Raw genomic sequence first — 23,395 nt, forward strand, 5'->3', positions numbered from 1 at the left:
TGATGTTCAGCGAGGATGAGCTGGAAGCGCTGGTGCTGGGCGCGCGCTGGGTGCAGCGCCAGGGTGACGCCGGCCTGACGCAGGCCGCCGCCAATGCGCTCAGCAAGATCGCCGCCGCGGCGCCGGCCGACCTGCGCGAAAGCATGGCGGACGTGGGTTTGCTGGCTGCCAGCTATCAGCAGGAAGCGGTCGACAATACTGCATTGGGCCCGATCCGCGAAGCGATCCGGCGCCAGCACAAGATCAACATCTGTTATAGCGACGAACGCGGCAGCGCCACCGAACGCCTGATCTGGCCGATTGCGCTCGCCTTCTTCGAGGGCAAGCGCCTGGTGATCGGCTGGTGCGAACTGCGCAGCAGCTTTCGCCACTTCCGTTGCGACCGCATCAAGCTGCTGACCGTCACCAAGCTGCGCTATCCGGAACACCGCAGCGTGCTGCTGAAAAACTGGCGGAGCGAAAATCCCTTGCCGGAAGATTAGCCGGTGATGGAACGGCTTGCTTGTCAGAACGCTACTGACACAGACTGTCAGCAGCCCGGGGCTAAGATGGCTGCATCGCTTCAGCCACCCGGGAGATTCTCATCATGCGCCTCTATCACCATCCGATTTCCACCAATGCCCGCCGCGCCGTCATGACCGCCCATCACCTGCGGCAGCCGGTAGAGCTGGTGCTGCTCGACCTCTCCAGCAGCGAGCAGCGCAAGCATCTGCTCAGCATCAATCCGAACGAGAAAATCCCGGTGCTGGTGGACGGCGATTTCATCCTCTGGGAATCCTGCGCCATCATGCAGTACCTGGCCGATAAGACCCCGGGCCAGACAGTCTACCCGGCCGAACTGCGGGCGCGCGCCGACATCAACCGCTGGATGTTCTGGTCGGCCCAGCATCTGGCGCCGGCGATCGCGATCTTTTACTGGGAAAATTTCATCAAGGGCCTGATCGGCGCCGGCCGGCCCGATCCGGTCGAGCTTGAGCGCGGCGCGGTCGATCTGGAATCGTTCGCCACCGTGCTGGATAATCACCTGGCGCAGCGCCAGTGGGTTTGCGGCGACGGCCTGACGCTGGCCGACTTCGCGATTGCCGCGCCGCTGATGGCGGCTGCGCCAGGGCGGGCGCCGCTGGCGCGTTACCGCCATCTGCAAGCCTGGTTCGGCCGCATGCAGGAACTGGAAGCCTGGCGCATGACTACGCTTGAAGAAGAGCTGGCGGTGGCCTGAAACACTACGCCAGCAAATCCGATAGCAATATCGATAGCAATAACATAAGATCCTACGCCGGCAAGGATATAATCCGGCGATGGACCTCCTCCCGCTTTTCAGCACCCTGCCCCAGCACCAGATTCTCAGCCGCCTGATATGGATGCGCTGGATCGCCATCCTGGCGCAGCTGCTGGTGATCGCGGTGGTGCATTTCACGCTTGATGTCGGCTTGTCCGCCGGGGCGCTGAAATCCTTGTTTGGCGTGATCGGCCTGCTGGCCGTTTTCAATCTGCTGAGCTGGCGGCGCACGCGCCATGTGCGGCCGGCCGGAGATGCTGAACTGTTCGTGCAGCTGCTGGCGGATGTCACCAGCCTGTCGCTGCTGCTGTACTTTTCCGGCGGCGCCACCAATCCTTTCGTCTCGTTCTACTTGCCGGCGCTGGCGGTCGCCGCCGCCATCCTGCCGTGGCGCCTGGCGTTTATGCTGGCGCTATATGCGTTTGCCAGCTACTCCCTGCTGACCTATGTCTACCAGCCGCTGCATATCCACGATAGCAGCCGCGGCATGGCTTACCACCTGGCCGGGATGTGGGTCAATTTTGCCGTTTCGGCGGCGCTCATCACCTGGTTCGTGACGCGCATTTCCGCGAACCTGCGGCAGCGCGAAGCCCAACTGGGACAGGCCCGCGAGCGCCAGCAGCAAGGCGAGCGCATGGTCGCGCTGGGCGCCCAGGCGGCCAGTGCGGCGCACGAAATGGGGACGCCGCTGGCGACCATCGCAGTCATCGCCGGCGAGCTGCGCAATGAAGCCAGGAAAATTCCGGCGCTGGCGGCATACGGCGCCGACCTGGCCCTGATCGAACAGCAGATCGCGCTGTGTAAGAACGCGCTGGAACGCTTGCGCGTGGATGCCGATCCGCAGGCGGCGCCGGGGCCGCATGCATTGAAAGAGTGGCTGGCAAAATTCATCGACGCCTGGCGCTTGCGCTATCCGGCCGTCAATCTGTCGCTATCCTTGCCGGAGCAGGATGGCAGCAGCAGTCAGGTCCAGGTGCTGGGACAGGTATTGCTGACCCTGCTCGACAACGCCGCGCGCGCGGTGGCGGCCAATGGCGGACGGGTGCAGGTGACGCTGACGGTCGCCGGCGCCAGCGCACTGATCCGGGTGCAGGACAACGGCGCCGGCATTGATGCCGGGCTCTTGCCGCGCCTGGGCTACCAGCCGGTGGCCGGCAGCGCCGATGGCAAGGGCATAGGCTTGCTGCTGGCGTTCGAGAACGCGCGCCAGATCGGCGCCGCGATCAGGCTGAGCGCGCCTTCCGCGGGAACCGGCACGGTCGCCGATTTCATCCTGGCGCTGGCATGAGCAACTTCCTGATTCTCGACGACAACCTGGTGTTCGCCGAGACGCTGGCGCGTTCGCTGAGCCGGCGCGGCTTCGCGGTGACGGTCGCGCACGACGGCCGGCAAGCGCTGGCGGCGGCCAGCCAGACCGTCTTCGAACTGGTGACCATCGACCTGCAGCTGATGCAGGACTCCGGCCTGCAATGGATCGCGCCCCTGCGTCAAGCCTTGCCGCAGGCGCGGCTGCTGGTGCTGACGGCTTACGCCAGCATCGCCACCACGGTGCAGGCGATCAAGCTGGGCGCCGACAATTATCTGGCCAAGCCCGCCAATCTCGATTCCATCCTGCTGGCGCTGCAGCACGACAGCGCCGCCGCATTGGCGGCAACAGCGGCGCCGACGCCCTTGTCGGTGGACCGCCTGCAGTGGGAGCACATCCAGTATGTACTGGCCCAGCACCAGGGCAATGTGTCGTCGACCGCGCGCGCCCTCAGCATGCATCGTCGCACCCTGCAGCGGCGCCTGGCGAAAAAGCCGGCAGCGAAGTAGCTGCCTGGCGTCAGTCCGCTGTGACGCCGGCGGCCGGCGCCGATGAACGGCCACGTCTCACGATGCAGAGAATTTCCTTCTGGAAATAGCAATTCTGCTATGATGAAAATACCGTTTTGCAACTTGTCAAAGTGCAATTCCGATTGTCCACACTCGTCATGAAAGGATGTCCGTTATGGAATGGCTGCATGACCTATTCAAGAGATCTCCTGAGATTGCGCTGTTCTTGTCGCTCGCGGTCGGCTATTACATCGGCAAGATCAAGTTCGGCAAATTCCAGCTTGGCGGCGTCGCCGGCTCGCTGCTGGTGGCGGTGCTGGTCAGCCAGGTGGGCGTGCAGGTTGATCCGGGCGTCAAGGCAGTCTTGTTTGCACTGTTCATTTATGCGGTCGGTTATGAAAGCGGTCCGCAATTCTTCAACTCGCTGGGCAAGCAGTCGATCCGCGAAATCATCCTGGCGGCGGTCCTGGCGATCACCGGCCTGGCGACGGTGGTGGTGATGGCGCGCCTGTTCGGCCTCGACAAGGGGCTGGCGGCAGGCATCGCAGCCGGCGGCCTGACCCAGTCGGCCATCATCGGCACCGCCGGCGACGCCATCACCAAGCTCGGGCTGGATGCGGCCGAAGTCGCGCGCCTGCAGGGCAATGTCGCGGTGGGCTATGCCGTGACCTATGTATTCGGCTCCTTCGGCGCCATCATCGTCTGCGTGAATATCCTGCCGAAACTGATGGGCCGCACCATCCGCGAAGACGCGATCAAGGCCGAGACCGCCATGCAGGCCGGCGTCAAGGTGCTGGGACCGGAGCAGCACGCGGCCTTGCCGGAGCTGGTCGGCCGCCTGTATGAAGTCACGCAGGGCAAGATCTCGGTCGAGGAAGTGGAAAATCTCGATCCGGCCACCGCCATCACGATTGAACGGGTCAAGCGCGGCGGCCAGGTGATTGAAGTCAACCCGCAGCTGCTGTTGCAGCCGCAGGATATCGTGCTGGTGGTGGGGCGCCGCGAAGCGGTGGTCAGCACCTCGGGTTTCCTTGGCAAGGAAGTGTATGCGGTGGAAGGCATGGAGCTCACCATGCAGCATCGCGAGGTGGTGCTGACCAACAAGGAATTCCACAACAAGAGCGTGGCGACGATCCGCGAGGAAACCGCCGGCAAGGTGCGTCATGGCATCTACGTGGTGCAGCTGAGCCGCATGGGCCAGGTGCTGGCGATGAAGCCGGAAACCATCGTGCAGCTCGGCGACGTGGTCTCGATCTATGGCGCCGAACAAGACGTCAAGCGGGTCGCCGAGATTGTCGGCTATGTCTTGCTGCCGAGCGCCAAGACCGATTTCGTTTATCTGGGTGCAGGCCTGGTGGTGGGTTTGCTGGCCGGCCTGCTGGTGGCCAAGGTCGGTTCGATTCCGCTGACTCTGGGCAGCGGCGGCGGCGCCCTGCTCTCCGGCCTGCTGTTCGGCTGGTACCGTTCCAAGCACCAGTCCCTGGGCGCCATGCCGGCGGCCGCGGTGCAGATCCTGAAAGACCTGGGCCTCGCCGGCTTCGTGGTGGTGGTTGGCCTGTCTTCCGGTTTGCAGGCGGTACAGACGGTGCGCCAGCAAGGCTTCACCATCTTCGGCGTCGGCATGGTGGTGACCATCCTGCCGATGATCCTGACCATGCTGATCGGCCGCTATGTGCTGCGTTATGACAATACGGCGATATTTGCCGGCGCTCTGAGCGGTTCGCGCAGCGCCAATCCGGCTTTCGGCGAGGTGCTCGACAAGGCCGAGAACGCTATCCCCACCGTGCCTTTCGCTATTACCTATGCGCTCGCCAATGTGTTCCTGACCCTGCTCGGGCCGCTGATCGTGGCGCTGGTCTGATTCACCCCGCCAGTTTATGCATCATCCCGGGTCCGCTGTAGCGGACTCACACCAATCAATAAGGAGTGTCGGAAATGGATTTCAGTAACCCAGATAAACTCGCCCTGCTCAGCCCGTTTGAATTGAAAGACGCATTGATTCAGGTGGCGGCGAAAAGCGACCGCTCCATGCTCAACGCTGGCCGCGGCAACCCGAATTTCCTGGCGACCACGCCGCGTCACGGCTTCTTCCAGTTCGGCCTGTTCGCCATGAGCGAAGCCGAGCGTTCCTATATCTACATGGACGGCGTCGGCGGCTTTCCGAAGCCCGACGGCATCGAAGCGCGCTTCGAGATATTTGCCAAGTCGCACGCCGGCACCGAAGGCATCCGTTTCATCGAAGCGGCGGTATCGTATGTGCGCGACCAGCTGGGTCTGTCGGCCGCCGATTTCCTCTATGAGATGTGCGTGGCCATCCTCGGCTGCAACTATCCGGTGCCGGACCGCATGCTGAACCTGAGCGAGAAAATCGTCGGCCAGTACATCCGGCGCGAGATGATCGGCGCCCACCCCTTCGTCGGCAATTTCGACATGTACGCGGTGGAAGGCGGCACCGCCGCCATGACTTACATCTTCAACAGCCTGCGCGAAAACCATATCCTCAAGGCCGGCGACACCATCGCGCTCGGCATGCCGATCTTCACGCCATATATCGAGATCCCGCATCTCAACGATTACCAGCTGGTTGAGCTGCTGGTCGATGCGCCGTCCGAGAACAACTGGCAATTTACCAAGAAGGAACTCGACAAGCTGCTCGATCCCAAGGTCAAGGCGTTCTTCCTGGTCAATCCGAGCAATCCGCCTTCGGTCCGGATCAACGACGAGACGCTGGCGTATATCGCCGAGATCGTCAAGAAACGGCCAGACCTGATCATCCTCACCGACGACGTCTACGGCACTTTCGCCGACGACTTCGTTTCGCTGTTTGCAATCTGTCCTTACAACACTATCTTGGTGTATTCCTTCTCGAAATATTTCGGCGCCACCGGCTGGCGCATGGGCGTGATCGCCACCCACGAGAAGAATATCCTGGACGACAAGATCGCCGCCCTGCCGGAAGCCCGCCGCAAGGAACTGGACAAGCGCTACAACTCGATCACCACCGAGCCGCGCGCGCTGAAATTCATCGACCGCCTGGTGGCCGACAGCCGTACCGTGGCGCTCAACCATACCGCCGGCTTGTCGACGCCGGTGCAGGCGCAGATGACTTTATTCTCCCTGTATTCGCTGATGGATGAACCGCAGGAATATAAGAAATCGATGAAGCGCATCGTCTTGCGCCGCAAGGAAGCGCTGTACCGGGCGCTGGCGTTGCCGATGCCGGTCGACGCCGATTCGGTCCATTACTATCATCTGCTCGACCTGGAAACGCTGGCCACGCAAATGTATAGCGCCGCTTTTGCCAAATGGATGGTGAAGCGTCTGAAACCGAATGAAGCGCTGTTCCGGCTGGCGGAAGAAACCGGCGTCATCTTGCTGCCGGGGCGCGGCTTCGGCACGGCGCATGCGTCGGCGCGGGTGTCGCTGGCCAACCTGAATGAATACGACTACAGCAATATCGGTCTGTCTATCCGTAAGCTGGCGCTGGAATTCCATACGCAATTTGAGAAAGGTGCGGACGGTGAAAAAAGCGCCAAGAGCGTGAGCGGCGGCAAGGCGGCTGGCGCAAAAGCCAAGGTTGCGAAGAAAGCGAAGAAATAAACAAAGATCGCGGCAAACGATAAAAATCCCATGGCATGCCGTGGGATTTTTTTACAAGCTGCGTTACGGCTTGTAACCGTCGTTCAAGGTTTTCAGGAAAGCGATCACATCCTTGATTTCGCCGTCCGTCAATGCCGGCTGATCGCCCGGCTTGCGGTCGAACGGCGCTTCCACATTGACGTTGCCGTGATAGGCCGGCGGCAGGTCGTCATACTTCATCACGCTGCCGTCTTTCGCCTTGGGATACCATTTTTGCGGCTGCGTATCGCGCTGCACGTAGAATTTCATCACCTGTTCCAGACTAGTGAAGCTGCCGTTGTGGAAGAACACCTTGCGCGTCGCCACATTGCGCAGCGACGGTGTCTTGAACATGCCGCAATATTCGGTCTTGTCCTTGAGGTCGGTGCGGTCGGGGCCGCACAAGCCCATGTCGTAGTATTTCGGATCGGCGTTGGCCGGGATATGCTTGTTGCGCGGCACGCCGATGGCGATCAGGCCGTAATCGGTAAACTGCGGGAAGGCGCCGCTGGCGGTGATCTCGCTGATATGGCAGGAGGCGCAATTGCCCTTGGCCGGATTGTTGAACAGCTGCAGGCCGCGCAGCTCCTGCTTGCTGAGCTGGGTTTGCTGGCGCAGGAAAGCGTCGTATTTGCTGTTGTAGGGATAGAACTCGGTCGGGCTTTCCTGGAATACTTCGAGCGCCATCAGCGCCCATTTGAAGGCCTGCTCCTGATTGTCGAAAATATCTTCGCCGAAAGTCTGGCGGAACTGCGCCGCATAGCTGGCTTGCTTCAGTTTTGCCACCACTTCGGCCGCACCGGCATTGCCCATTTCATGCGCCGACAGCAAGGGAATCCGTGCCTGGTCGTGGGTCGAGGGGGCGCGGCCATCCCAGTTATGGCCGCCGGTAGGGCCGGCGTCGATGCTGTCGTCGCCGTCATCGTCGAAGAAATGTTCGGTAAACGCCGGCACGTTCTGGATGTAGCGCAGCGACGGAACGGCGCGCGTGCCCAGCGTCTTCATCTCCTTGCCGCCGAGCTGGACCGCGAGATTGTTCGGCGGCCCGAAAGCATGGTCCGGACTATGGCAGGTGGCGCAAGACATCTTGCCCGAAGCCGACAGCGAAGGATCGGAAAACATGGTGCGGCCGAGCGCCGTCATGGCGGCGACCGAGGGCTGCTGTTTCAGCGTCGGCGCATAGGTGGCGCCGACATAGGCCGGCGCCGCCGGCTTGACGGCTGCCACCGGATCGGCCTCGGCATGCTGCTGGCCGCAACCGTTCAGCAGGAATCCGCCGAGGACGGCGAGGAGCGCTGGTTTCATAGGGGTAGGCAAAAAGCGAAGTGGGATGGCATCTGCTGTTGTTATTTTGTGCGCAAGACTAACAGTCCTTTATGACAGAATGATGACGGATTTTTTTGTGGAAAATAAACGTTACTTAGCGATACATATTTCACACGGTTGACATATTCGAGGCATAGGATTGCGCTTTTTATCACCCGGGGAGGGGTTATGAAGCGATCCATGCATTGGCTGCCAGCAGCGGCCACAGTGGCGTTATCGGCAGGGTTGAGCGCATGCGGCGGTGGCGGCGGCGGTAGCATCGGCGGCGATGCCGGCGGGGTCACCAGCGGCCAGGTGACCGGCAGCTATTATGAAAATGCGCAAGTGTGTTTTGAAGACAAGGTCAAGAAAGCCACCTGCGATGCGGCATCGCCGTTAGTCAAGACCGGCGCTGACGGTTCCTACGCCCTGCGCGGCCAGGGTCCGGTGCTGGCCACCATCGACACCAGCGCCATCCATCATGAAGTGCTGGGCGACAAGGGTACGGCGGTTGCGCAAAAACTGGTGTTCCGCGCGCCGCTCGGCCGCAGCGCCTACGTCAGCGCGATTTCCACCGAACTGGCTGCGGCCATGGACGCCAACGGCGGCGATTTCGCCGACGCCAGCAAGAAACTGGCGGCAAAAATCGGCACGGCTGAAGCCAATCTGCTGGCCGACATCAACAAGCTCGGCGGCAAGGACCTGGCAGCGCTGAAAGCAGAAGCCGCCGCGATCAACGCTGCTATCGCGGCTGTCGTGGCGCAAGGCGGCAACGTTGACCTGGGCCAGGCGCTGGGGGGCGCGCTGGCCATGAACAACATCCAGAACGTGGTGGTGATCTTTGCCGAAAACCGCGGCTTCGACAATCTGTACGGCCTGTATCCTGGCGCCAACGGCATCCCGGGCGTCAATCCGACCTCGACCTCGGCCTATGTGCCGCAAAAAGACTTCGACGGCAGCACCCTGCCCGTCCTGCCGCCGACCTGGGGCGGCATGACCCTGGCCGGCCAGAGCACGGTGATCACCCAGGCGCAGTCGGCAAACCTGCCGAACAAGCCATTCCAGATCGATGACAGCAAGAGCCCGATCTTCATGTCTTCGGCGGTGATCACACGCGACCTGGTGCATCGTTTCTACAACAACCAGATGCAGATCAACGGCGGCAAGAACGACAAGTTCACCGCCTATTCCGACGCCGGCGGCCTCAGCATGGGCTACTACGACGGCAGCAAGATGAAGTTGTGGAACATCGCCAAGCAGTACACGCTGGCCGACAACTTCTTCATGGGTACTTTCGGCGGATCATTCTTGACCCACCAGTACCTGATCTGCGCCTGCGCACCGACCTATCCGAATGCGGACGCCGCCACTTCGCCGGCCAAGAACAGCATTTCGGCGGTCAATCTTGATGCCAGCGGCAACCTGATCGGCCTGACGCCGGGCACCGGCAATCCGACCTCGGTATTGAATGGCGCGCCGGTCTATCTGAAAGACAGCACGATCACGCCGAAGGACGCCTCCGGCATGTTCTACGCAGTCAACACCATGCAGCCGCCGTACCAGCCTAGCGGCAACAACGCTGCCGCCGTCGCCGCCTATGCCGATCCAAGCAAGGCCACCACTTTGCCGACGCAATCGCAGACCACGATCGGCGATCAGCTCAGCGCCAAGGGCATCAACTGGGCCTGGTACGCAGGCGCCTGGAATGCCGCCATCGCCGATGCGCCGAATGCCAGCCGCAGCGTGATCTATGGCGGCAAGGTGCAGTTCCAGCCGCATCACCAGCCGTTCAACTACTACAGTCGTTTCGACCCGGCCACGGCCACCGGTGCGGCCGAACGCGCCAGCCACCTGAAGGATTTCGATGCTTCCTTCCTGCAGGATGCGGCAGCGGGCAAACTGCCGGCAGTGGTGTTCTACAAGCCGCAGGGTAATCTCAACCAGCACGCCGGCTACGCCAACGTCAGCGACGGCGACGCCCACATCGCCGATGTGATCGCCAAGCTGCAAGCCAGCCCGCAATGGAAGAACATGCTGATCGTCGTGACTTACGATGAAAACGGCGGCTTCTGGGATCACGTCGCGCCGCCCAAGGGCGACCGCTGGGGTCCGGGCACGCGCTTGCCGACACTGTTGGTGTCGCCGTATGCGAAGAAGGGCTTTGTCGATCACACTCAGTACGACACTGCCTCGATCCTGCGTTTCATCACCAACCGTTATTCACTGCCGGTACTGCCTGGCATCACGGCGCGCGACAAGGCGCTGGTGGCCAACGGCGGCAAGCCGATGGGCGATCTGACTGGCGCGCTGACGCCAGTGCCGCAGGAGTAAATTGCAGCAATTGCTGATAGACGATAGCGCACCGGCTGCCTTGAAGAAGGCAGCCGGTTTTTTTTATGCCGGCCAGGAACCCATTGGCGCCAGCGCCGGTGAGAATTCCGCCTCGCTCCAGCGCAGCGGCAGCGATGCCTCGACCCGTATCGCCTGCTCTACATGGAAGCGCAGCAGGCGCTCGGCGCCCGCGAATCTTGCTACTTCGGGGCCGTCCCAGATCAGCTCCGCGCTTACCGCCAGGTAGATCAGGTCGCCGCTGGCGAAATCGATGAACAGCAAGCCGGCGCGCGGATGCAGCACCAGGTTGCCGATGGTGTTGAAGTAAAAATTGCCGACGAAATCCGGCACCGTCAGCGTGTTTGCATCGTCGATGCGGACAAAGCCTGGCTTGCCGCCGCGATGCGAAACATCTGCGCCGTAGCCGCCCTCCCCGGCGCCGCCATCCGCGGCGGGATCCGGCAGGAATGCGGTGGCGATGAAGAAAGTATCGGCGGCGCGGATCAGCTGCTGCATGGCGCCATCCAGTTCGCTGGCGCGGTGCACTCGCGGTGCTACGCTTCCGGCGCAGTCGGCCTTGTCTGGACGGCGCGCCTGGATGTATTTGGGGCAGTTGCCGAAGCTCTGCTCGACTTTCATGGTCCAGCCGTCGGCATCCAGTGTTTCTATCCTGCCGTTCATGCGGTTGCGGCGGCGCGTGTGCGGTTCGATGCCGAGCAAGCCGATGGCGGCGTTGCCGGCGAGGTTTTGCTGCAGCGGATCGGCCGCCAGCGCGCGGGCATGGATCTGCAGATGTTCGGCGTCCGGCGAACTGACGAAGCCGGCATCGCCGGTCACGATCGAGGCCCATGGCTGTTGCTGACGGTCGACGCTGCCGACGATCAGGAATGGCAGCTGGCTGAAGAATTCACGATGCTGGTCCGGCATCGCGCTGCGGATCACCTGGCTTCGCGCCGCCATTTTTTCCAGTACGCCGGCGCGCTGCTGCAAGGCCAGTTCGCCGCGGTGGAAAACCGATTTGCCGGCGCTGGCGCCGGCTGCTTCCGGATTGTTCATGGTTGCTTTCCTCTTCAGTGATTGCACGCGATGCCGCGCCTGGCAGCTAGTGCCCGCTCAGGCTGCCAGCGGCTGGTTGGCGCGCATCGCGACAAAGCCCGGCAGCGCTTCAATGCGGCGCAGCCAGCTGCGCATCTGCGGATAAGCGTCGAGCGCGATGCCGCCTTCCGGCGCGTGCGCGATATAACTGTAGGCTGCCACATCGGCGATGGTGGGATGGCCGCCGCTCAGGTAGTCCTGGCCGGCCAGGTGCGGTTCCAGGACGGCAAACAGCTGCAAGGCGGTAGCGCGCGCCGCCTCGCGGTCCAGCGGCACGCCAAACAAGGCCGCCATGCGGGCGCTGGCAGGGCCGCGGAAAATCTCGCCGGCCGCCAGCGACAGGAAACGTTGCACGCCGGCGGCGCCGAGCGGGTCGCGCGGCAGCCAGGCGGCGTCGCCATATTTGCTTGCCAGATAGACCAGGATGGCGTTCGAATCGGCCAGCGTGACCGCGCCGTCTTCAATCACCGGGACCTGGCCGAACGGGTTCTTTGTCAGGAATTCAGGCTTTTTTTGCTCGCCGGCGCGCAGATCGACATCGATCATTTCAAACGGTAAATCCAGCAGCGACAAAAACAGTTCGACCCGGTGAGCGTGGCCGGACAAGGGCGAGCGGTAAAGACGGATAGGCTGGGCAGGATGAGCGGGATGGGCGACTGGCATGGCGAGACTCCTGAAATTGAATACGACGAGAACAAGCTGCGGCTGGGGCGCCGTCAACTACGGTCGGACAGTTCTGTACCGAACAATCGGTACAATACAAAGTCAAAACCACCCTGTCAAGTAAAAATCGCTGGAATCAAGCGAAAGAAATCAGAGGCTTGTTGTTTATTTGATTGGAGCGGACACCTGGCGGCAAGCTTAGGCAGCCGGCGCGCCGAGCAACAGATTGGGGAAGTTTTCGACCATGCGCATGAACGGTCCGTTGCTGCCGAGCGCGCGCGACACCACCAGCGAACCCTGGATCGCGACCACGGCATTCTCGGCGCGCACGGCGGCTTCCACCTTGTCGATGCCGGCATCCTCCGCTACCGCCGCCAGCAACGCCATCAGGCTGCGCATGCGGCTGCCGAGGTGCTGCTGGAACAGGGAGCCGGCTTCGCCGATGGTGAACACATCGGTCAGGCAAGGCGCCATGCCGTTAGAGTAAAACTCTGACAACTTGCCGGCGAATGCCTGCGCGCGCTGCTCGGGCGTTTCCTTGCTGGTCAGCGTCGGCAGCACGTACTGCGTGAACCAGCCGCCTACCGCGGCCATTGCCGCGCTGGCCATGTCTTCCTTGCCGTTCGGAAAATAATGGTAGAGGCTGGAGCGGCCCAGGCCGGTGGCGTCCGACAGGCGCGACAGGCTGCTGCCCTCGTAGCCGAAACGGCGAAAGGCAGCCAGGATGCGTTCAATGACTTCGTCGCGGGTCAGGGCAGCGGTTGGCATGGTGATTTGTACCGAATGTTCGTTGTTATCAATTTAGTGGCGAAATGCCAAAACAGCAAGCACTTAGTGCGTAAAAAAGACAAAAACAACGCGGCATAGAGATAAAATGATTGCCTAGCTAACTATATTTGCCTAAACTATGCCCATGTTTGATCACTGCCTCTATTTCAACACGACCGCACTGGCGCGCATTGTCGAGCGCGAGTGGAATGCTGCCTACCAGCCTTTCGACCTGACCGCGCCGCAAGGTTTTGTCCTGCGCACCGTGCTGCGGCGGCCCGGCTTGCTGAGCAGCGAAGTGGCCGCGGTTTTCGGCATCGCGCGGCCGACCGCGACCCGCTTGCTGGATGCCTTGCTGGCCAAGCAGTTGATCGAGCGCCGGCCCTCGGCGGAAGACGGGCGCGAATGGAATATTTTCCCGACCGCTGCCGGGCAGGCGCTGGACAAACCGATCAACGCTGTCAGCGCCGAGGTGGCGCAGCGTCTGCGGGCGCAAGTCGGCAGCGACCGTTTCGACGACTCCATCGCGGCCCTGCGCGGCGTCCGCGAGAGCATAGGCTGATACCGCAGTAAGCAAGATGCGCCACCCAGGCGCATTATTTTTGACGATTTAGTTGTTTAGCTAACTTCTTTTGCGCAAGGAGCCATCATGCCCGCCGTTTCACAGCATCCGCAGAAAGCCACGGGCCGTTTGCTCCTGGTCGCAATCTTGATAGCCCTGTTGCTTGCCGTCGTCGCCGGTCTAATGTTTTCCGACGCGGATGCCGGCCAGGATGCATGCATCGCCGCGCATGCCGCCGAGCGCGGCGTCAGCCCTGAGCAATTGCGCAGCGAGCCGCGCTATCAAGAGGATCTGGTGGCGATCCTGTCGTCCTGCAGCGGCATGGCGCCATGAAATTGCAACAAAAGGATTCAGCGGCAGCTTGCCCGGCAAGCCTATGTTTTAATTCTTGCATGAGCTGGCAGTGAGGCGGTTCATTGCCGATTCATCTGATGCCGATCACGTTTTGAGGAGCCGCATGCCGCCCCATCTACTCCGTTTCATCCTGCCGCTCTGCCTGTGCTGCGGCAGCGCATTCGCCGCCTGCCCCGAGGCGCCGGCTGGATTGCGCGATATCGAGGCGAACGGTTATTACTCGGATGCCCATTATTCGATCGTCGATCCGGTCCTGAAAGCCAAGAACGAAGCGGCCGTCAAACCGTTCAGCGATTACCTGGCGACAGTCAGCGCTAATGCCGACCGTTACATTGCCAGCGGCGACACCGAGGCGGCCCAGTGCGCCTTGCACTGGCTGGACCGCTGGGCAGTGGATGGCGCCATGCTCGGCAAGGTCAGCAGCAGCCAGGCGCAGTATGAACGTAAATGGACGCTGGCCGGGATAGCGCTGGCCTATATCAAATTACGGCCGCAGGCGGAGCCGGCGCAACGCGCGCACATCGAAGCATGGCTGCCGCAGCTGGCAGATGCGGCGCTGGCATTCGTCAGCGATAGCAAGCGCGCCCGCAACAATCACTATTACTGGGTCGGCCTGGCGGTGATGGCAACCGGCGTCGCCACCGGCGAGCAGCGCTATATCGACGCCGCCAGCAAAATTTATGACAGCGCCCTGAACGATATCGGCGACGATGGCAGTCTGCCGCTTGAGATGAATCGCGCAGGCCGGGCGCTGGCCTATCACAACTATGCGCTGGCGCCGCTGGTGATGATGGCGGAACTGTCGCGGATGAACCATGACAACTGGTACCAGCGTCGCCACGGCCGGCTGCAGAAGCTGGCGCAACTAGTGTTGGACGGTATCGCCGATCCCGCCTGGTTCGTGCAGAAAACCGGCGCCGCGCAGGAAATACCGAAAGGCGGGGTCCTCGGCTGGATCGTGTTTTATCGTGAGGCCGCTCCCGAACTGACGGCGCCGTCGCAAGCGCTGATGACGCAGGCGCCATTCCGCAACGCGCAGTTGGGCGGCAATCTCAGCGTTCTCGCCGACAAGCATTTCTTCGAGCAGTAACAGGAACAGGCCAAGACCGGAAAACGCCGCTTCTTCATTCCACCTGCTGTGTGAATTCTGCCGGTATCGCCGCTGGATTTGCATGGCGGCCACGGCTCAGATACAGCGACGCCAGGGCGCATGACAACGCCAGGCCTGACATGGCAGCGCCCACCGGCGGCGTCCAGGCCAGCGATTGCCAGGCGATCACCAGTCCGCCGCAAGCCGCGCCCAGCGCCACGCCTAGATGCATGGCGGAAGTATTGATGCCGATATTCACTGTGCTGGCAGCGGGCGCAGCGCTGATCAGGTAGCTTTGCACGGTCGGTGAAATGCTCCAGCTCAGGCTGCTCCATAACATCATCGCCGGCAGGAACAGCCAGAGCGAGCCGGCAAACAGCGGCAGGCTGGCCAGCACCAGGGTGAATACCGCCGGCACCAGCCAAATGGTGCGGCGCGGGCCGAGGCGGTCGGACAGCCAGCCGCCGAGATAGCCGCCGCTCACCGCCGAGACGCCGAACAGCGCGTACATCAGGCTCAGGCTGCTGCCGCGCAGGCCGAGCGTGGCGCCGAGGTAGGGCGCCAGGTAGGCGAATAAAGTGAAATGGCCGGCGATCATCAGGATCGACACCAGCTGCGCCAAGGCCAGGCTGGGAATCGCCAGCTGCTGCCAATAGCGCCGTAAGGGCAGCGGCTGCGGCGCGGCCATCCGCGGCAGGCTGGCTTGCAGCCAGAAGATCAGCGCGGCAGCCAGCAGCGCCATGGCGGCAAACGGCAGGCGCCAGCCGAGCCGCTCGCTGAGCAGGATGCCGAACGGGATGCCGAGCACCAGCGAAGCGCTGATGCCCATGAAAATGACGCCGATGGCGCGGCCGCGGTAGCTGGGCGTCACCAGCGCCGAGGCGAAGGTGATGCACAGGACCACGATCAGCGAGCAGCTGGCGGCTGAGGCGATGCGCAGGACAAACAGGCTGGCATAGTTGGGCGCCAGCGCGGCAGCCAGGTTGCTGAGCGCGAAAATCGCCAGCGCCGCCTGCAGCAGGGTGCGCCGTTCGCAGCGCGCCGTCAGCGACAGCAGCAGCGCCGCGCACAGCGCAAAGGAGAGGGAAAAGATGCTGGTCAGCTGGCCGGCGATGCTGAGCGATACTCCCAGGTCATGCGCCAGCTGGGGCAGGATGCCGCCGACCAGGTTTTCATCGAGGCCGGCAATGAAAGCCACCAGCGCCAGCAGGTAGATACGACGATCCATGGACAGTTCCGTTGAAAATTGTGCAGCTGGCTGCAGCAGGAAACAGTCGATGGCGCGCAGCCATCAATGCGGAATGCCGTTACGCGCTTGCTTGTTGAAAAATTGAATGAATTAAATGAATCGGCTTAATTGTTGGGTTTGATGATGCCCATCATGACCGCCCGGCTGATCGCGTGGCGGGTGCTGTAGACGCCCAGCTTCATCGCCACGTTCTTCATGTGAAAATACACGGTGCGCTGGGAAATGCCGAGGATCAGGCCGATCTCGCTGCTGGTCTTGCCGTCGGCGCTCCAGCGCAGGCACTCCAGCTCGCGCGCCGACAGCAGCGATTCCTGGTTCGGCGTGGCTTTGCGCCATAGCGATTCGGCAGCTTCCTGCAGATACAGGCCGAGCAGCAGGGCGTCGGCCTGGACGCTGGCCGGCAGCGTCGCCGGCGGTGCTGCATTGCTGTAAAAGTCAAGGCGGTTGACCGACTGCTTGGTATGCAAGGCCAGGCTCATGCCCTGCGCGATGCCCATGGTTTTCAGGAGCGGATAGATCTGGCCGCCGTGCAGCAGGCACAGCTGCTCGACCTGCCAGCTGAGCGGCAGACAGGAACGCGCCAGATGCTGCTGCACCGGATCGGTCTTGTCGTCCGCGGGCTGGACGAACAGCTGTAGCGTGGCGCTAGGCAGGGAGCCGAACATTTGCACCTGGGCCGCGCCGTTGGCGCCGGCGACATCCATCTTCAGCATGAAATCGCAGATGCCTAGCTGTGCCAGCATGCGCTGGCTGCGCGCGCGTAATTGATCCCAGTCGGGAGCTTGCGCGATCTGCAGCAGATCAGGGGCGGATAATCGAGGAGCGGCTTCGCTTCGCAGCATGATTTTTCTTTGGTTATGATTTTACGTCAGCGGATTGATCGCGCAAAAATTCCGCAAACGAATAAAAAGAGTCGCGGAGGTAATGCGCCGGGAAATCGAACAAGGCCCAATAATAGTCTTGCGCGCCAAAACAAATCTGTGCCGGCAAGCAATATGATATCCAATCATGGCGCAACGCGTCGGTGTACATGCCGCCGGTATCGGAAAAGAAGGGCACCAGCCGCATTTCCCGCAGGCCGGTCAGCAATTCCAGCGGCGCGCCGTAGTCTTGCGCCACTTCCAGCTGCGACATCAGGCTGGCTTCGGTTTCCACCACCATCAGCGTTGCCTTGCCCTGGATATCGAAGAACAGGATGCCGGTCGGGTTGGGAAACAGATAATACTCGACAAAGCCGTGCCGCTTGCAAAGCTGTTCCACCAGCGCTTCCAGCGCCGGGTCCGAGAGGAAGGTGTAGGAATGGCGCGACAGCAGATCCTTCAGCGTCAGCGACTGGGCGTGGAAAAATTCCTTCTGCAGGGTGCGGATTTCCATTTCCAGGTGATCCAGGGCGTCATGGTCGCTTTTCTTGATGAAACGGTCGATCAGGCCGCGGTTGAAGGCCTCGATGGCGATCTTTTCATCGGCCTGGCCGGTAAACAGGATCTTCTTGCAGGGCAGGTCCTGTACCGCCTGGCAAAACGCCAGCCCGTTCATTTGCGGCATTGCATAATCGATCACCAGCACCGACGGCAGCATGAAGCGGCGCCGGTTCATCGATTGCCGGTAGATCTGGTCGATATCGACCGCGACCGTGCGGCGGTCGAAGGAATAGGTCTGCTCATCGTAGTTGACGCGGATCGACTGGCTTTTGCTGGGCGAATGGCGATAGGCGTCGCGCAGCCATTCGAGAGCGGCCTGGGTGTCGTGAAAGACCTTGCGCGCCATTTGCGGCGGCAACTGGAAAGCCAGGCTGTCGAGGAAGCTCTGGCTGTCGTCGATCAGGATCGTCAGCGTCGGATGTTGATAAACAGGTAATGAAATATTCATGGCGGCGCGTTGCAGGCGCAAAGACGACCTATGCGCTTGATTGGATAAGACGGCTAATAAAGACTGCAAATAAGCTGCTAATTTAACAGAGAGCGCACATCTGCTGCTTTTTGTTGCACTACCGGCGGAAACTCCAGTACAAATATGGTGTAGGCCAGCGGCCGCGATATCACACGTATGCGGGCGCCCCAGGCGCTCAGAACGTCGCGGCAAAAAGCCAGTCCGATGCCGGTGCCGTTGTGTTCGGGATAGGCGTAAAAGCGTTCAAAGATCTGCGCCATGCGGCCCGCTTCGATGCCGCTGCCGGTATCGATGAACAGCAGCCTGGGCTTGGAGCGGGCGCCGTCCAGCACGATCCGTATGCGGCCCTTGCCGACGCGCTGGATCGAGGTCAGCGCATTGCGCAGCAGGTTGATCAGGACCATCGAGCACAGCTCGCTTTGGCCCAGCAGGCGGAAATCGGAGCGCACCGTGATGGCGACCAGGTCGCGCTGTTCCTGATTGACGAACGGGTAGCGCTGCATCATCAGGTCGACTGCCGCCGCCATCGACACGATGTCTTTCGGAATCAGATTCTCCTTGCCGGTGGATGCGCTCAGCAGGAACAGATCGATCACGTTGTTCATGTGCCGCACTTCAAATTCGATGCGCGCCAGCGCCTTTTCTATCGGTACCCCGTTGCCTGCCAGCGGCACGGCGTTTTCCTGCAGCAGCCTGCTCAGGCCGCGAGCATTGGCGTTGATGCTGCGCAAAGGGGTACGCAATTCGTGCGAGACTGTCGCTAATGCGGTGGCCATGCCCGCCAGCTTTTCCTGGGCCAGCACCTTTCTGCCGACCTTGGCCAGCGACACCGTGAAGATGGCGAAGAGCTGGATCGGCAATTGCTCCAGTATCTGCACGCTGAGCGGCATGATGCTGCCGTGTAGCGTTGCATAAGCGGCATAGGCCAGCAGGCTGCCGACAAAATAGCTGAGGAAAGCCAGGGTGGTATCGAAGTGGAACAGCAGGACCAGTCCGATCAGCAGCGACTGGCCCCACACCGCCGAACCGTCGTTCATGAGAAACATGAAGGTGAAAAAGAACGGCAGCCCGTAAGTCATGCACACAAAAAAATACACCGCCAGCCATTTTCTCTGGCGCAGATGGCGAATGAAAATGATAGGCGCACAGAGTGCGACGCAAAACATGCGCAAGGCCAGGTTTTCATACGGCTGCGGAAACCAGTAGGCCCAGATCACGTAATACAGCGGCATGCCGATCACGGCAACCCAGGCCAGTACCGCCACGCGATTGGCCATGTCATTGAATTGGGTATTGATGCTCAGCCACCAGCGGCCTGCAGCACGCTCCCAGGCGCGCCAGCGCTTGCTTTTCCAGCTGCTAATGTTTTCAATCATGTTGTATCAGATATGTGGCTGACTGGATTTGGTATGGCGCCGTTACAAGCCGTTACAGGCAGCGGTAAATTGCCGGATTTCTAAGTCCAATTGCATCACCTGATTCCACGTTCCAGACAGGGACATGGCGGCTCTGTTTGGTTTTTCATACTGAAGTATAGGGAGAAAATCATGCCATTAACAGAAAGCTACCACGAACCTACGGTTTTGACCGCAGAGCAGCGCCTGCCAGAATTTGTATCGGCCAGGCTGGATGAGTATTACATAGATCGCGTCGAAAAATTGTGGGGCGGCGAACACATATTGCACTGGAGCCCGCCCGGGCCAAACGCTATCTATTTGTCTAGCAATGATTATTTATGCATCGCCGCGGAAGCGCAGCTGATCAAGGCCCAGGTAGCCTGCCTCATGCGCGGCGAAGCGGATCTGCTGATGTCGACCGTTTTCATACGGGAGGGCAGCGCCCAGCCGCGCCTGGAAAAGAAGCTGGCGCAGTTCATGGGCGCGGAGGACGGCATGATCACGCAGTCCGGCTGGAGCGCCAATGTCGGCCTGCTGCAAACCATTGCCGCGCCCGGCGTACCGGTCTACCTCGACATGCAGGCGCACGCTTCGCTGTGGGAGGGCGTGCAGGCGGCGCAGGCGCGCCCGCTGCCGTTCTTGCATAACGACGTCGAACATCTGCGGCGGCAGGTGCTCAAGCACGGCGCCGGCGTGATCGTGGTCGATTCTGTCTACAGCACCTCAGGCAGCGTCTGCCCCTTGACCGAAGTACTGGCCGTTGCCGAAGACAGCGGCAGCATCCTGGTGGTGGACGAGTCGCATTCGCTTGGCACGCATGGGCCTGAAGGAGCTGGCCTGGTCATGCAGCTGGGCTTGTCCGAGCGCGTCCATTTCCGTACGGCGTCGCTGGCCAAGGCGTTTGGCGGGCGGGCCGGATTCATTACCTGTTCCAGCAAGTTCAAGGGTTATTTCCTGTCCACTTCGCGGCCGGCGATTTTCAGCTCCTGCATGCTCGGACATGAACTGGCCTGGTTCGACGCCGCGCTGGATTTCATCCGCGGCGCGGATGACAGGCGGCTGGCCTTGCATCGCAATGCACGCCTGGTGCGCGATGGCTTGAGTGCATTGGGCTATAACGTCAGCGACGGCAGCGAGCAAATCATTGCGCTGGAGGCCGGCAGCGAGCCGAAGACGCAGGTCTTGCGCAAGGCGCTCGATGCGGAGGGAATTTTCGGCGCCGTGTTTTGCGCGCCGGCGACGCCTAAAAACCGTTCGCTGGTGAGATTGACGCTCAACTCCGGCCTGACCGCAGTGGAAATCAGGCAGATCTTGCAGGCTTGCGCGGCGATTCGTGAAAAAGTGGACTTGGACGGCTGGTCTTCCAGCCGCCGCATGGCTGCGGCCGCGCTCAGCCGTTAGCTGAACTGGCGGCGCCGGCGTTATCGTATTGCCGGCGCGCGCCGCGGATCACCGGCTGATGGCAGCCGGCCCAATCCGCCAGCACCTTGAGCGGAATGCACAGCGAGCGGCCCATGTCGGTCAGTGCATATTCCACCTGCGGCGGCGTGCTCGGAATCACCGTGCGCAACACCAGGCCATCGCGTTCCAGATGGCGCAAAGTCACCGTCAACATCCGCTGTGAAATCCCTTCCACCTGGCGCCGCAGCTGGTTGAAGCGTTGCGGGCCCGGCTCCAGCGTAGTGAGCACCAGCACACTCCAGGCATCGCCGATACGGTCCAGCACGTCGCGGACCGGGCAAGGCAGGTCTTCCTGCGCGCTCGGCCGGCCGCGGCCGCGTACCGCGGCGGGCGCGAGGGTGGTTACCTGAATGTTCCTATCGTTCATCAAAGTGCCTTCTTGCGCATCAGTTTCAAATAATTATACTAGTTACTTTAAATAACTGCCTAGGCCGCGCTCCGCGTCCGTACTTAAATAAAGGAAATCACCATGAAAATTGCCATTATCGGCGTTACCGGCAATGCCGGCTCCCGCATCGCCGCCGAGGCGCTGCGCCGTGGTCACGCGGTGACCGGCATCGCCCGCACTGCCGATCAAAGCAAAGCGCCTGCCGGCGTCACGCTGCGTGCGGGCGACGCCACCCAGCCTGCGCAACTGGCGGAACTGATCCGCGGTCAGGATGCGGTGGTCAGCTCGGCCAAGTTCAGCACGCTGGACGCGGCGACTCTGCTGCAAGGGGTGAAGCGCGCCGGCGTCAGGCGCCTGCTGGTGGTGGGCGGCGCGGCCAGTCTGGAAACGGCGCCGGGCGTCGCTTTGCTGGACAGCCCGGATTTTCCGGAGCAGTACAAAGTGGAAGCGGTGCCGGGCAAGAAATTCCTGGAAGACCTGCATGCCGAAACTGAGATCGAATGGACTTTCATGTCGCCGCCGGCGCTGTTCGCACCTGGCGAGCGCACCGGCAAATTCCGTCTTGGTCAGAACCAGCTGATGGCGGATGGACAAGGCAAGAGCCATATTTCGATGGAAGACTACGCCATCGCCATGCTGGATGAAATCGAGCAGCCTAAGCATCTGCGCCAGCGTTTCACGGTGGCTTACTGATTGCCGGTCCGCTCAGCTTGGAGAGTGGGAGAGCCGTAACGTTTTCACGGGCGGCTGTCGGCTTTCGACAGGAAGGCATCGGCAAAGAAATCCGCGGGCGGCAAGCCGCAAACGGCAGAAAAATCACGCCGCGCGGCTTCTACCACCACGGGCGCGCCGCAGGCATATACCTGGTGCCGCGACAGGTCGGGATAATCCTGCATCACCGCCAGGTGGACGAAGCCGCTGCGGCCTGGCCAGCTGCTGCCGCCCTCGGCTTCTGACAATACCGGTATATAGCGGAACCAGGGCAAGGTTTCGGCCCAGTTGCGGCACAGCTCGTCCATATACAGATCGGCCTGCTTGCGGCCGCCCCAGTACAAGCACATGCTGCGCGTGCTGCCGCTGCGGATCGCTTCTTCCACCAGGGCCTTGATCGGCGCAAAGCCGGTGCCGCTGGCCAGCAGGATTAGCGGCTGGTTGCCGTCGCGCAGGAAGAAGCTGCCGCACGGGCCTTCGATCTGCAGCTGCTCGCCGGCCTGCAGGCCGGCGAATACACGGTCGCTGAACAAGCCGCCGGGCAGGTGCCGTATGTGCAGCTCCAGCAGATCGGCGCCGGCTGGCGTCGCCATCGAGTAGCTGCGGCGCTGGCCGGCGGCCAGCAGGACGTCGACATATTGGCCGGCGATATAGTCCAGTGGCGTGCCGCCGGTGCTGCGCAGACGGACGATCGCCACATCCGGCGCGACCCGTTGCACCGTCTCGACCATCACATCCCTATGCTGGATGGCCGCTTCGTGCGGCAGCGTCGCCGTCGCGCCGACCTCGACTTCCACCCGGCCTGCCACCACCCGCACCGGAAAGCTGCGCACCGCTTCGGTTACCGGCAGGCAGCGCGGCGCACCGCTCCTGATGTCGAACAAGCCCTGGTGCAGCGGGCATTCGATGCAGCCATCTTCGATGTAGCCGTCGGACAGCCTGGCGTTGCCGTGCGTGCACAGGTCGCGCAGCGCAAACAGATCCTCGCCCAGCCGGAATACCGCCACCGGCTGGCCGCCGGCGACTACCGCCAGCGCTTCGCCCTCGTTGAAATCATCGGCCATGCCGATATCGTGCCAATCGCTCATGACTGCCTCAGATCGGGGTTGCCAGCAGAGTCGCCACGCGCAGCGTGTCGTACACTACGCGCCGTTTGGCGTAGCGCCAGCCGGCTGCGGTCTTGACAACGCGGTCGATATAGCGGCCTGCCTGGTACACGGTAGATGCGCCATCCTGCAGGGTTTGTATCACCACATAGTTGGATTCGGTTTCGGCGGTATCGGCGTCGATGGCCTTGATCATCAAGCCGGAAGTCATGTGGCGGTAGCTATGGGCTTCGTAGATGTTGGCATGGCGCAAAGACAGCACGCGATCGCGCAGCATGCGCTTGCTGTCGCAATAGATGATGCCGATCGGCAG

General features: G+C 61.8%; 23 protein-coding genes. 12 read left to right on the forward strand and 11 right to left on the reverse strand.

Going from position 1 to position 23,395, the window contains the following annotated elements:
* From VNZ65_RS00500 to VNZ65_RS00525, 6 genes are all read left to right on the forward strand, one after another.
* Nucleotides 1-482: helix-turn-helix transcriptional regulator (locus tag VNZ65_RS00500; RefSeq protein WP_325664996.1), on the forward strand; the 482-nt coding region annotated here is incomplete at its 5' end.
* A 104-nt stretch (nucleotides 483-586) separates the two neighbouring features.
* Nucleotides 587-1,219 carry a glutathione S-transferase family protein gene (locus VNZ65_RS00505; RefSeq protein WP_325664998.1) on the forward strand — a complete coding sequence of 211 codons (633 nt, stop codon included), beginning with the start codon at nucleotides 587-589 and terminating at the stop codon, nucleotides 1,217-1,219.
* A gap of 79 nt (nucleotides 1,220-1,298) precedes the next feature.
* Nucleotides 1,299-2,567 (forward strand): ATP-binding protein, encoded by a 1,269-nt coding sequence (locus tag VNZ65_RS00510; protein WP_325665000.1) that lies wholly within the window; start codon nucleotides 1,299-1,301, stop codon nucleotides 2,565-2,567.
* Complete coding sequence (locus tag VNZ65_RS00515; protein ID WP_325665002.1) at nucleotides 2,564-3,094, forward strand: response regulator transcription factor; 531 nt, start codon at nucleotides 2,564-2,566, stop codon at nucleotides 3,092-3,094. The genes VNZ65_RS00510 and VNZ65_RS00515 overlap by 4 nt, the downstream gene beginning before the upstream one ends.
* A gap of 175 nt (nucleotides 3,095-3,269) precedes the next feature.
* Nucleotides 3,270-4,955 carry an aspartate-alanine antiporter gene (gene aspT / locus VNZ65_RS00520; protein WP_325665004.1) on the forward strand — a complete coding sequence of 562 codons (1,686 nt, stop codon included), beginning with the start codon at nucleotides 3,270-3,272 and terminating at the stop codon, nucleotides 4,953-4,955.
* 74 nt (nucleotides 4,956-5,029) lie between these two features.
* Complete coding sequence (locus VNZ65_RS00525) at nucleotides 5,030-6,694, forward strand: bifunctional aspartate transaminase/aspartate 4-decarboxylase (protein WP_325665006.1); 1,665 nt, start codon at nucleotides 5,030-5,032, stop codon at nucleotides 6,692-6,694.
* A 63-nt stretch (nucleotides 6,695-6,757) separates the two neighbouring features.
* On the opposite strand, the gene VNZ65_RS00530 is transcribed toward VNZ65_RS00525, so the two are convergent.
* On the reverse strand, nucleotides 6,758-8,017 hold the full coding sequence (locus VNZ65_RS00530; RefSeq protein ID WP_325665008.1) for a cytochrome-c peroxidase: 1,260 nt from the start codon (nucleotides 8,015-8,017) through the stop codon (nucleotides 6,758-6,760).
* Nucleotides 8,018-8,206: 189 nt separating this feature from the next.
* Here VNZ65_RS00530 and acpA point away from each other — a divergent pair, with 189 nt between their 5' ends.
* A complete protein-coding gene (gene acpA / locus VNZ65_RS00535; protein ID WP_325665010.1) occupies nucleotides 8,207-10,348 on the forward strand; it encodes an acid phosphatase in 2,142 nt (713 codons plus the stop codon).
* A 63-nt stretch (nucleotides 10,349-10,411) separates the two neighbouring features.
* Here acpA and VNZ65_RS00540 read toward each other — a convergent pair whose 3' ends face one another.
* The 3 genes from VNZ65_RS00540 to VNZ65_RS00550 all read right to left on the reverse strand — a co-directional run bounded on the left by VNZ65_RS00540 (nucleotide 10,412) and on the right by VNZ65_RS00550 (nucleotide 12,874).
* Complete coding sequence (locus VNZ65_RS00540; RefSeq protein WP_325665012.1) at nucleotides 10,412-11,404, reverse strand: pyridoxamine 5'-phosphate oxidase family protein; 993 nt, start codon at nucleotides 11,402-11,404, stop codon at nucleotides 10,412-10,414.
* A gap of 57 nt (nucleotides 11,405-11,461) precedes the next feature.
* Nucleotides 11,462-12,106 carry a glutathione S-transferase gene (locus tag VNZ65_RS00545; protein ID WP_325665014.1) on the reverse strand — a complete coding sequence of 215 codons (645 nt, stop codon included), beginning with the start codon at nucleotides 12,104-12,106 and terminating at the stop codon, nucleotides 11,462-11,464.
* A gap of 198 nt (nucleotides 12,107-12,304) precedes the next feature.
* The gene (locus VNZ65_RS00550) at nucleotides 12,305-12,874 is read right to left on the reverse strand and encodes a TetR/AcrR family transcriptional regulator (RefSeq protein ID WP_325665016.1); all 570 of its coding nucleotides are present in this window, start codon (nucleotides 12,872-12,874) and stop codon (nucleotides 12,305-12,307) included.
* Between the two features lie 145 nt (nucleotides 12,875-13,019).
* Here VNZ65_RS00550 and VNZ65_RS00555 point away from each other — a divergent pair, with 145 nt between their 5' ends.
* The 3 genes from VNZ65_RS00555 (at nucleotide 13,020) to VNZ65_RS00565 (ending at nucleotide 14,880) form a co-directional block, all read left to right on the forward strand.
* The gene (locus VNZ65_RS00555) at nucleotides 13,020-13,436 is read left to right on the forward strand and encodes a MarR family winged helix-turn-helix transcriptional regulator (RefSeq protein WP_062111352.1); all 417 of its coding nucleotides are present in this window, start codon (nucleotides 13,020-13,022) and stop codon (nucleotides 13,434-13,436) included.
* An 87-nt stretch (nucleotides 13,437-13,523) separates the two neighbouring features.
* A complete protein-coding gene (locus VNZ65_RS00560; RefSeq protein WP_325665020.1) occupies nucleotides 13,524-13,769 on the forward strand; it encodes a hypothetical protein in 246 nt (81 codons plus the stop codon).
* Between the two features lie 124 nt (nucleotides 13,770-13,893).
* The gene (locus tag VNZ65_RS00565; RefSeq protein ID WP_325665022.1) at nucleotides 13,894-14,880 is read left to right on the forward strand and encodes an alginate lyase family protein; all 987 of its coding nucleotides are present in this window, start codon (nucleotides 13,894-13,896) and stop codon (nucleotides 14,878-14,880) included.
* A 34-nt stretch (nucleotides 14,881-14,914) separates the two neighbouring features.
* Here VNZ65_RS00565 and VNZ65_RS00570 read toward each other — a convergent pair whose 3' ends face one another.
* From VNZ65_RS00570 to VNZ65_RS00585, 4 genes are all read right to left on the reverse strand, one after another.
* Nucleotides 14,915-16,108 (reverse strand): MFS transporter, encoded by a 1,194-nt coding sequence (locus tag VNZ65_RS00570; protein WP_325665024.1) that lies wholly within the window; start codon nucleotides 16,106-16,108, stop codon nucleotides 14,915-14,917.
* 125 nt (nucleotides 16,109-16,233) lie between these two features.
* Nucleotides 16,234-16,971 (reverse strand): helix-turn-helix domain-containing protein, encoded by a 738-nt coding sequence (locus tag VNZ65_RS00575; protein WP_325665026.1) that lies wholly within the window; start codon nucleotides 16,969-16,971, stop codon nucleotides 16,234-16,236.
* Nucleotides 16,972-16,984: 13 nt separating this feature from the next.
* Nucleotides 16,985-17,998, reverse strand: coding sequence for a response regulator (locus VNZ65_RS00580; RefSeq protein ID WP_061935593.1), 1,014 nt, complete (start codon nucleotides 17,996-17,998; stop codon nucleotides 16,985-16,987).
* A gap of 77 nt (nucleotides 17,999-18,075) precedes the next feature.
* Complete coding sequence (locus VNZ65_RS00585; RefSeq protein ID WP_325665029.1) at nucleotides 18,076-19,395, reverse strand: HAMP domain-containing sensor histidine kinase; 1,320 nt, start codon at nucleotides 19,393-19,395, stop codon at nucleotides 18,076-18,078.
* Between the two features lie 171 nt (nucleotides 19,396-19,566).
* Between VNZ65_RS00585 and cqsA the strand changes: the two genes are divergently transcribed.
* Nucleotides 19,567-20,817 (forward strand): alpha-hydroxyketone-type quorum-sensing autoinducer synthase, encoded by a 1,251-nt coding sequence (gene cqsA / locus VNZ65_RS00590; protein WP_325665031.1) that lies wholly within the window; start codon nucleotides 19,567-19,569, stop codon nucleotides 20,815-20,817.
* Here the strand turns inward: cqsA and VNZ65_RS00595 are convergent.
* Nucleotides 20,807-21,244, reverse strand: a complete 438-nt coding sequence (locus VNZ65_RS00595; protein WP_325665032.1) for a helix-turn-helix domain-containing protein — start codon at nucleotides 21,242-21,244, stop codon at nucleotides 20,807-20,809. The two genes, cqsA and VNZ65_RS00595, sit on opposite strands and share 11 nt — an antisense overlap.
* Before the next feature lie 102 nt (nucleotides 21,245-21,346).
* Between VNZ65_RS00595 and VNZ65_RS00600 the strand changes: the two genes are divergently transcribed.
* Complete coding sequence (locus tag VNZ65_RS00600; protein ID WP_325665033.1) at nucleotides 21,347-21,958, forward strand: NAD(P)-dependent oxidoreductase; 612 nt, start codon at nucleotides 21,347-21,349, stop codon at nucleotides 21,956-21,958.
* A 44-nt stretch (nucleotides 21,959-22,002) separates the two neighbouring features.
* On the opposite strand, the gene andAb is transcribed toward VNZ65_RS00600, so the two are convergent.
* Together andAb and VNZ65_RS00610 are read right to left on the reverse strand one after the other, a co-directional pair.
* Entirely contained in the window at nucleotides 22,003-23,064 is a 1,062-nt protein-coding gene (gene andAb, locus VNZ65_RS00605) for an anthranilate 1,2-dioxygenase ferredoxin subunit AndAb (protein WP_325665034.1), read from the reverse strand.
* A gap of 7 nt (nucleotides 23,065-23,071) precedes the next feature.
* On the reverse strand, nucleotides 23,072-23,395 hold a 324-nt coding region (locus VNZ65_RS00610; RefSeq protein ID WP_325665036.1), incomplete at its 5' end, for a nuclear transport factor 2 family protein.

This window comes from Collimonas sp., from assembly GCF_035566555.1.
In the GTDB taxonomy this organism is placed as follows: Bacteria; Pseudomonadota; Gammaproteobacteria; order Burkholderiales; family Burkholderiaceae_D; genus Collimonas.

Coding starts and splice junctions, on each gene's coding strand:
- VNZ65_RS00505 (WP_325664998.1), top strand. CDS start 587: ATGCGCCTCTATCACCATCCGATTTCCACCAATGCCCGCCGCGCCGTC.
- VNZ65_RS00510 (WP_325665000.1), top strand. CDS start 1,299: ATGGACCTCCTCCCGCTTTTCAGCACCCTGCCCCAGCACCAGATTCTC.
- VNZ65_RS00515 (WP_325665002.1), top strand. CDS start 2,564: ATGAGCAACTTCCTGATTCTCGACGACAACCTGGTGTTCGCCGAGACG.
- aspT (WP_325665004.1), top strand. CDS start 3,270: ATGGAATGGCTGCATGACCTATTCAAGAGATCTCCTGAGATTGCGCTG.
- VNZ65_RS00525 (WP_325665006.1), top strand. CDS start 5,030: ATGGATTTCAGTAACCCAGATAAACTCGCCCTGCTCAGCCCGTTTGAA.
- VNZ65_RS00530 (WP_325665008.1), bottom strand. CDS start 8,017: ATGAAACCAGCGCTCCTCGCCGTCCTCGGCGGATTCCTGCTGAACGGT.
- acpA (WP_325665010.1), top strand. CDS start 8,207: ATGAAGCGATCCATGCATTGGCTGCCAGCAGCGGCCACAGTGGCGTTA.
- VNZ65_RS00540 (WP_325665012.1), bottom strand. CDS start 11,404: ATGAACAATCCGGAAGCAGCCGGCGCCAGCGCCGGCAAATCGGTTTTC.
- VNZ65_RS00545 (WP_325665014.1), bottom strand. CDS start 12,106: ATGCCAGTCGCCCATCCCGCTCATCCTGCCCAGCCTATCCGTCTTTAC.
- VNZ65_RS00550 (WP_325665016.1), bottom strand. CDS start 12,874: ATGCCAACCGCTGCCCTGACCCGCGACGAAGTCATTGAACGCATCCTG.
- VNZ65_RS00555 (WP_062111352.1), top strand. CDS start 13,020: ATGTTTGATCACTGCCTCTATTTCAACACGACCGCACTGGCGCGCATT.
- VNZ65_RS00560 (WP_325665020.1), top strand. CDS start 13,524: ATGCCCGCCGTTTCACAGCATCCGCAGAAAGCCACGGGCCGTTTGCTC.
- VNZ65_RS00565 (WP_325665022.1), top strand. CDS start 13,894: ATGCCGCCCCATCTACTCCGTTTCATCCTGCCGCTCTGCCTGTGCTGC.
- VNZ65_RS00570 (WP_325665024.1), bottom strand. CDS start 16,108: ATGGATCGTCGTATCTACCTGCTGGCGCTGGTGGCTTTCATTGCCGGC.
- VNZ65_RS00575 (WP_325665026.1), bottom strand. CDS start 16,971: ATGCTGCGAAGCGAAGCCGCTCCTCGATTATCCGCCCCTGATCTGCTG.
- VNZ65_RS00580 (WP_061935593.1), bottom strand. CDS start 17,998: ATGAATATTTCATTACCTGTTTATCAACATCCGACGCTGACGATCCTG.
- VNZ65_RS00585 (WP_325665029.1), bottom strand. CDS start 19,395: ATGATTGAAAACATTAGCAGCTGGAAAAGCAAGCGCTGGCGCGCCTGG.
- cqsA (WP_325665031.1), top strand. CDS start 19,567: ATGCCATTAACAGAAAGCTACCACGAACCTACGGTTTTGACCGCAGAG.
- VNZ65_RS00595 (WP_325665032.1), bottom strand. CDS start 21,244: ATGAACGATAGGAACATTCAGGTAACCACCCTCGCGCCCGCCGCGGTA.
- VNZ65_RS00600 (WP_325665033.1), top strand. CDS start 21,347: ATGAAAATTGCCATTATCGGCGTTACCGGCAATGCCGGCTCCCGCATC.
- andAb (WP_325665034.1), bottom strand. CDS start 23,064: ATGAGCGATTGGCACGATATCGGCATGGCCGATGATTTCAACGAGGGC.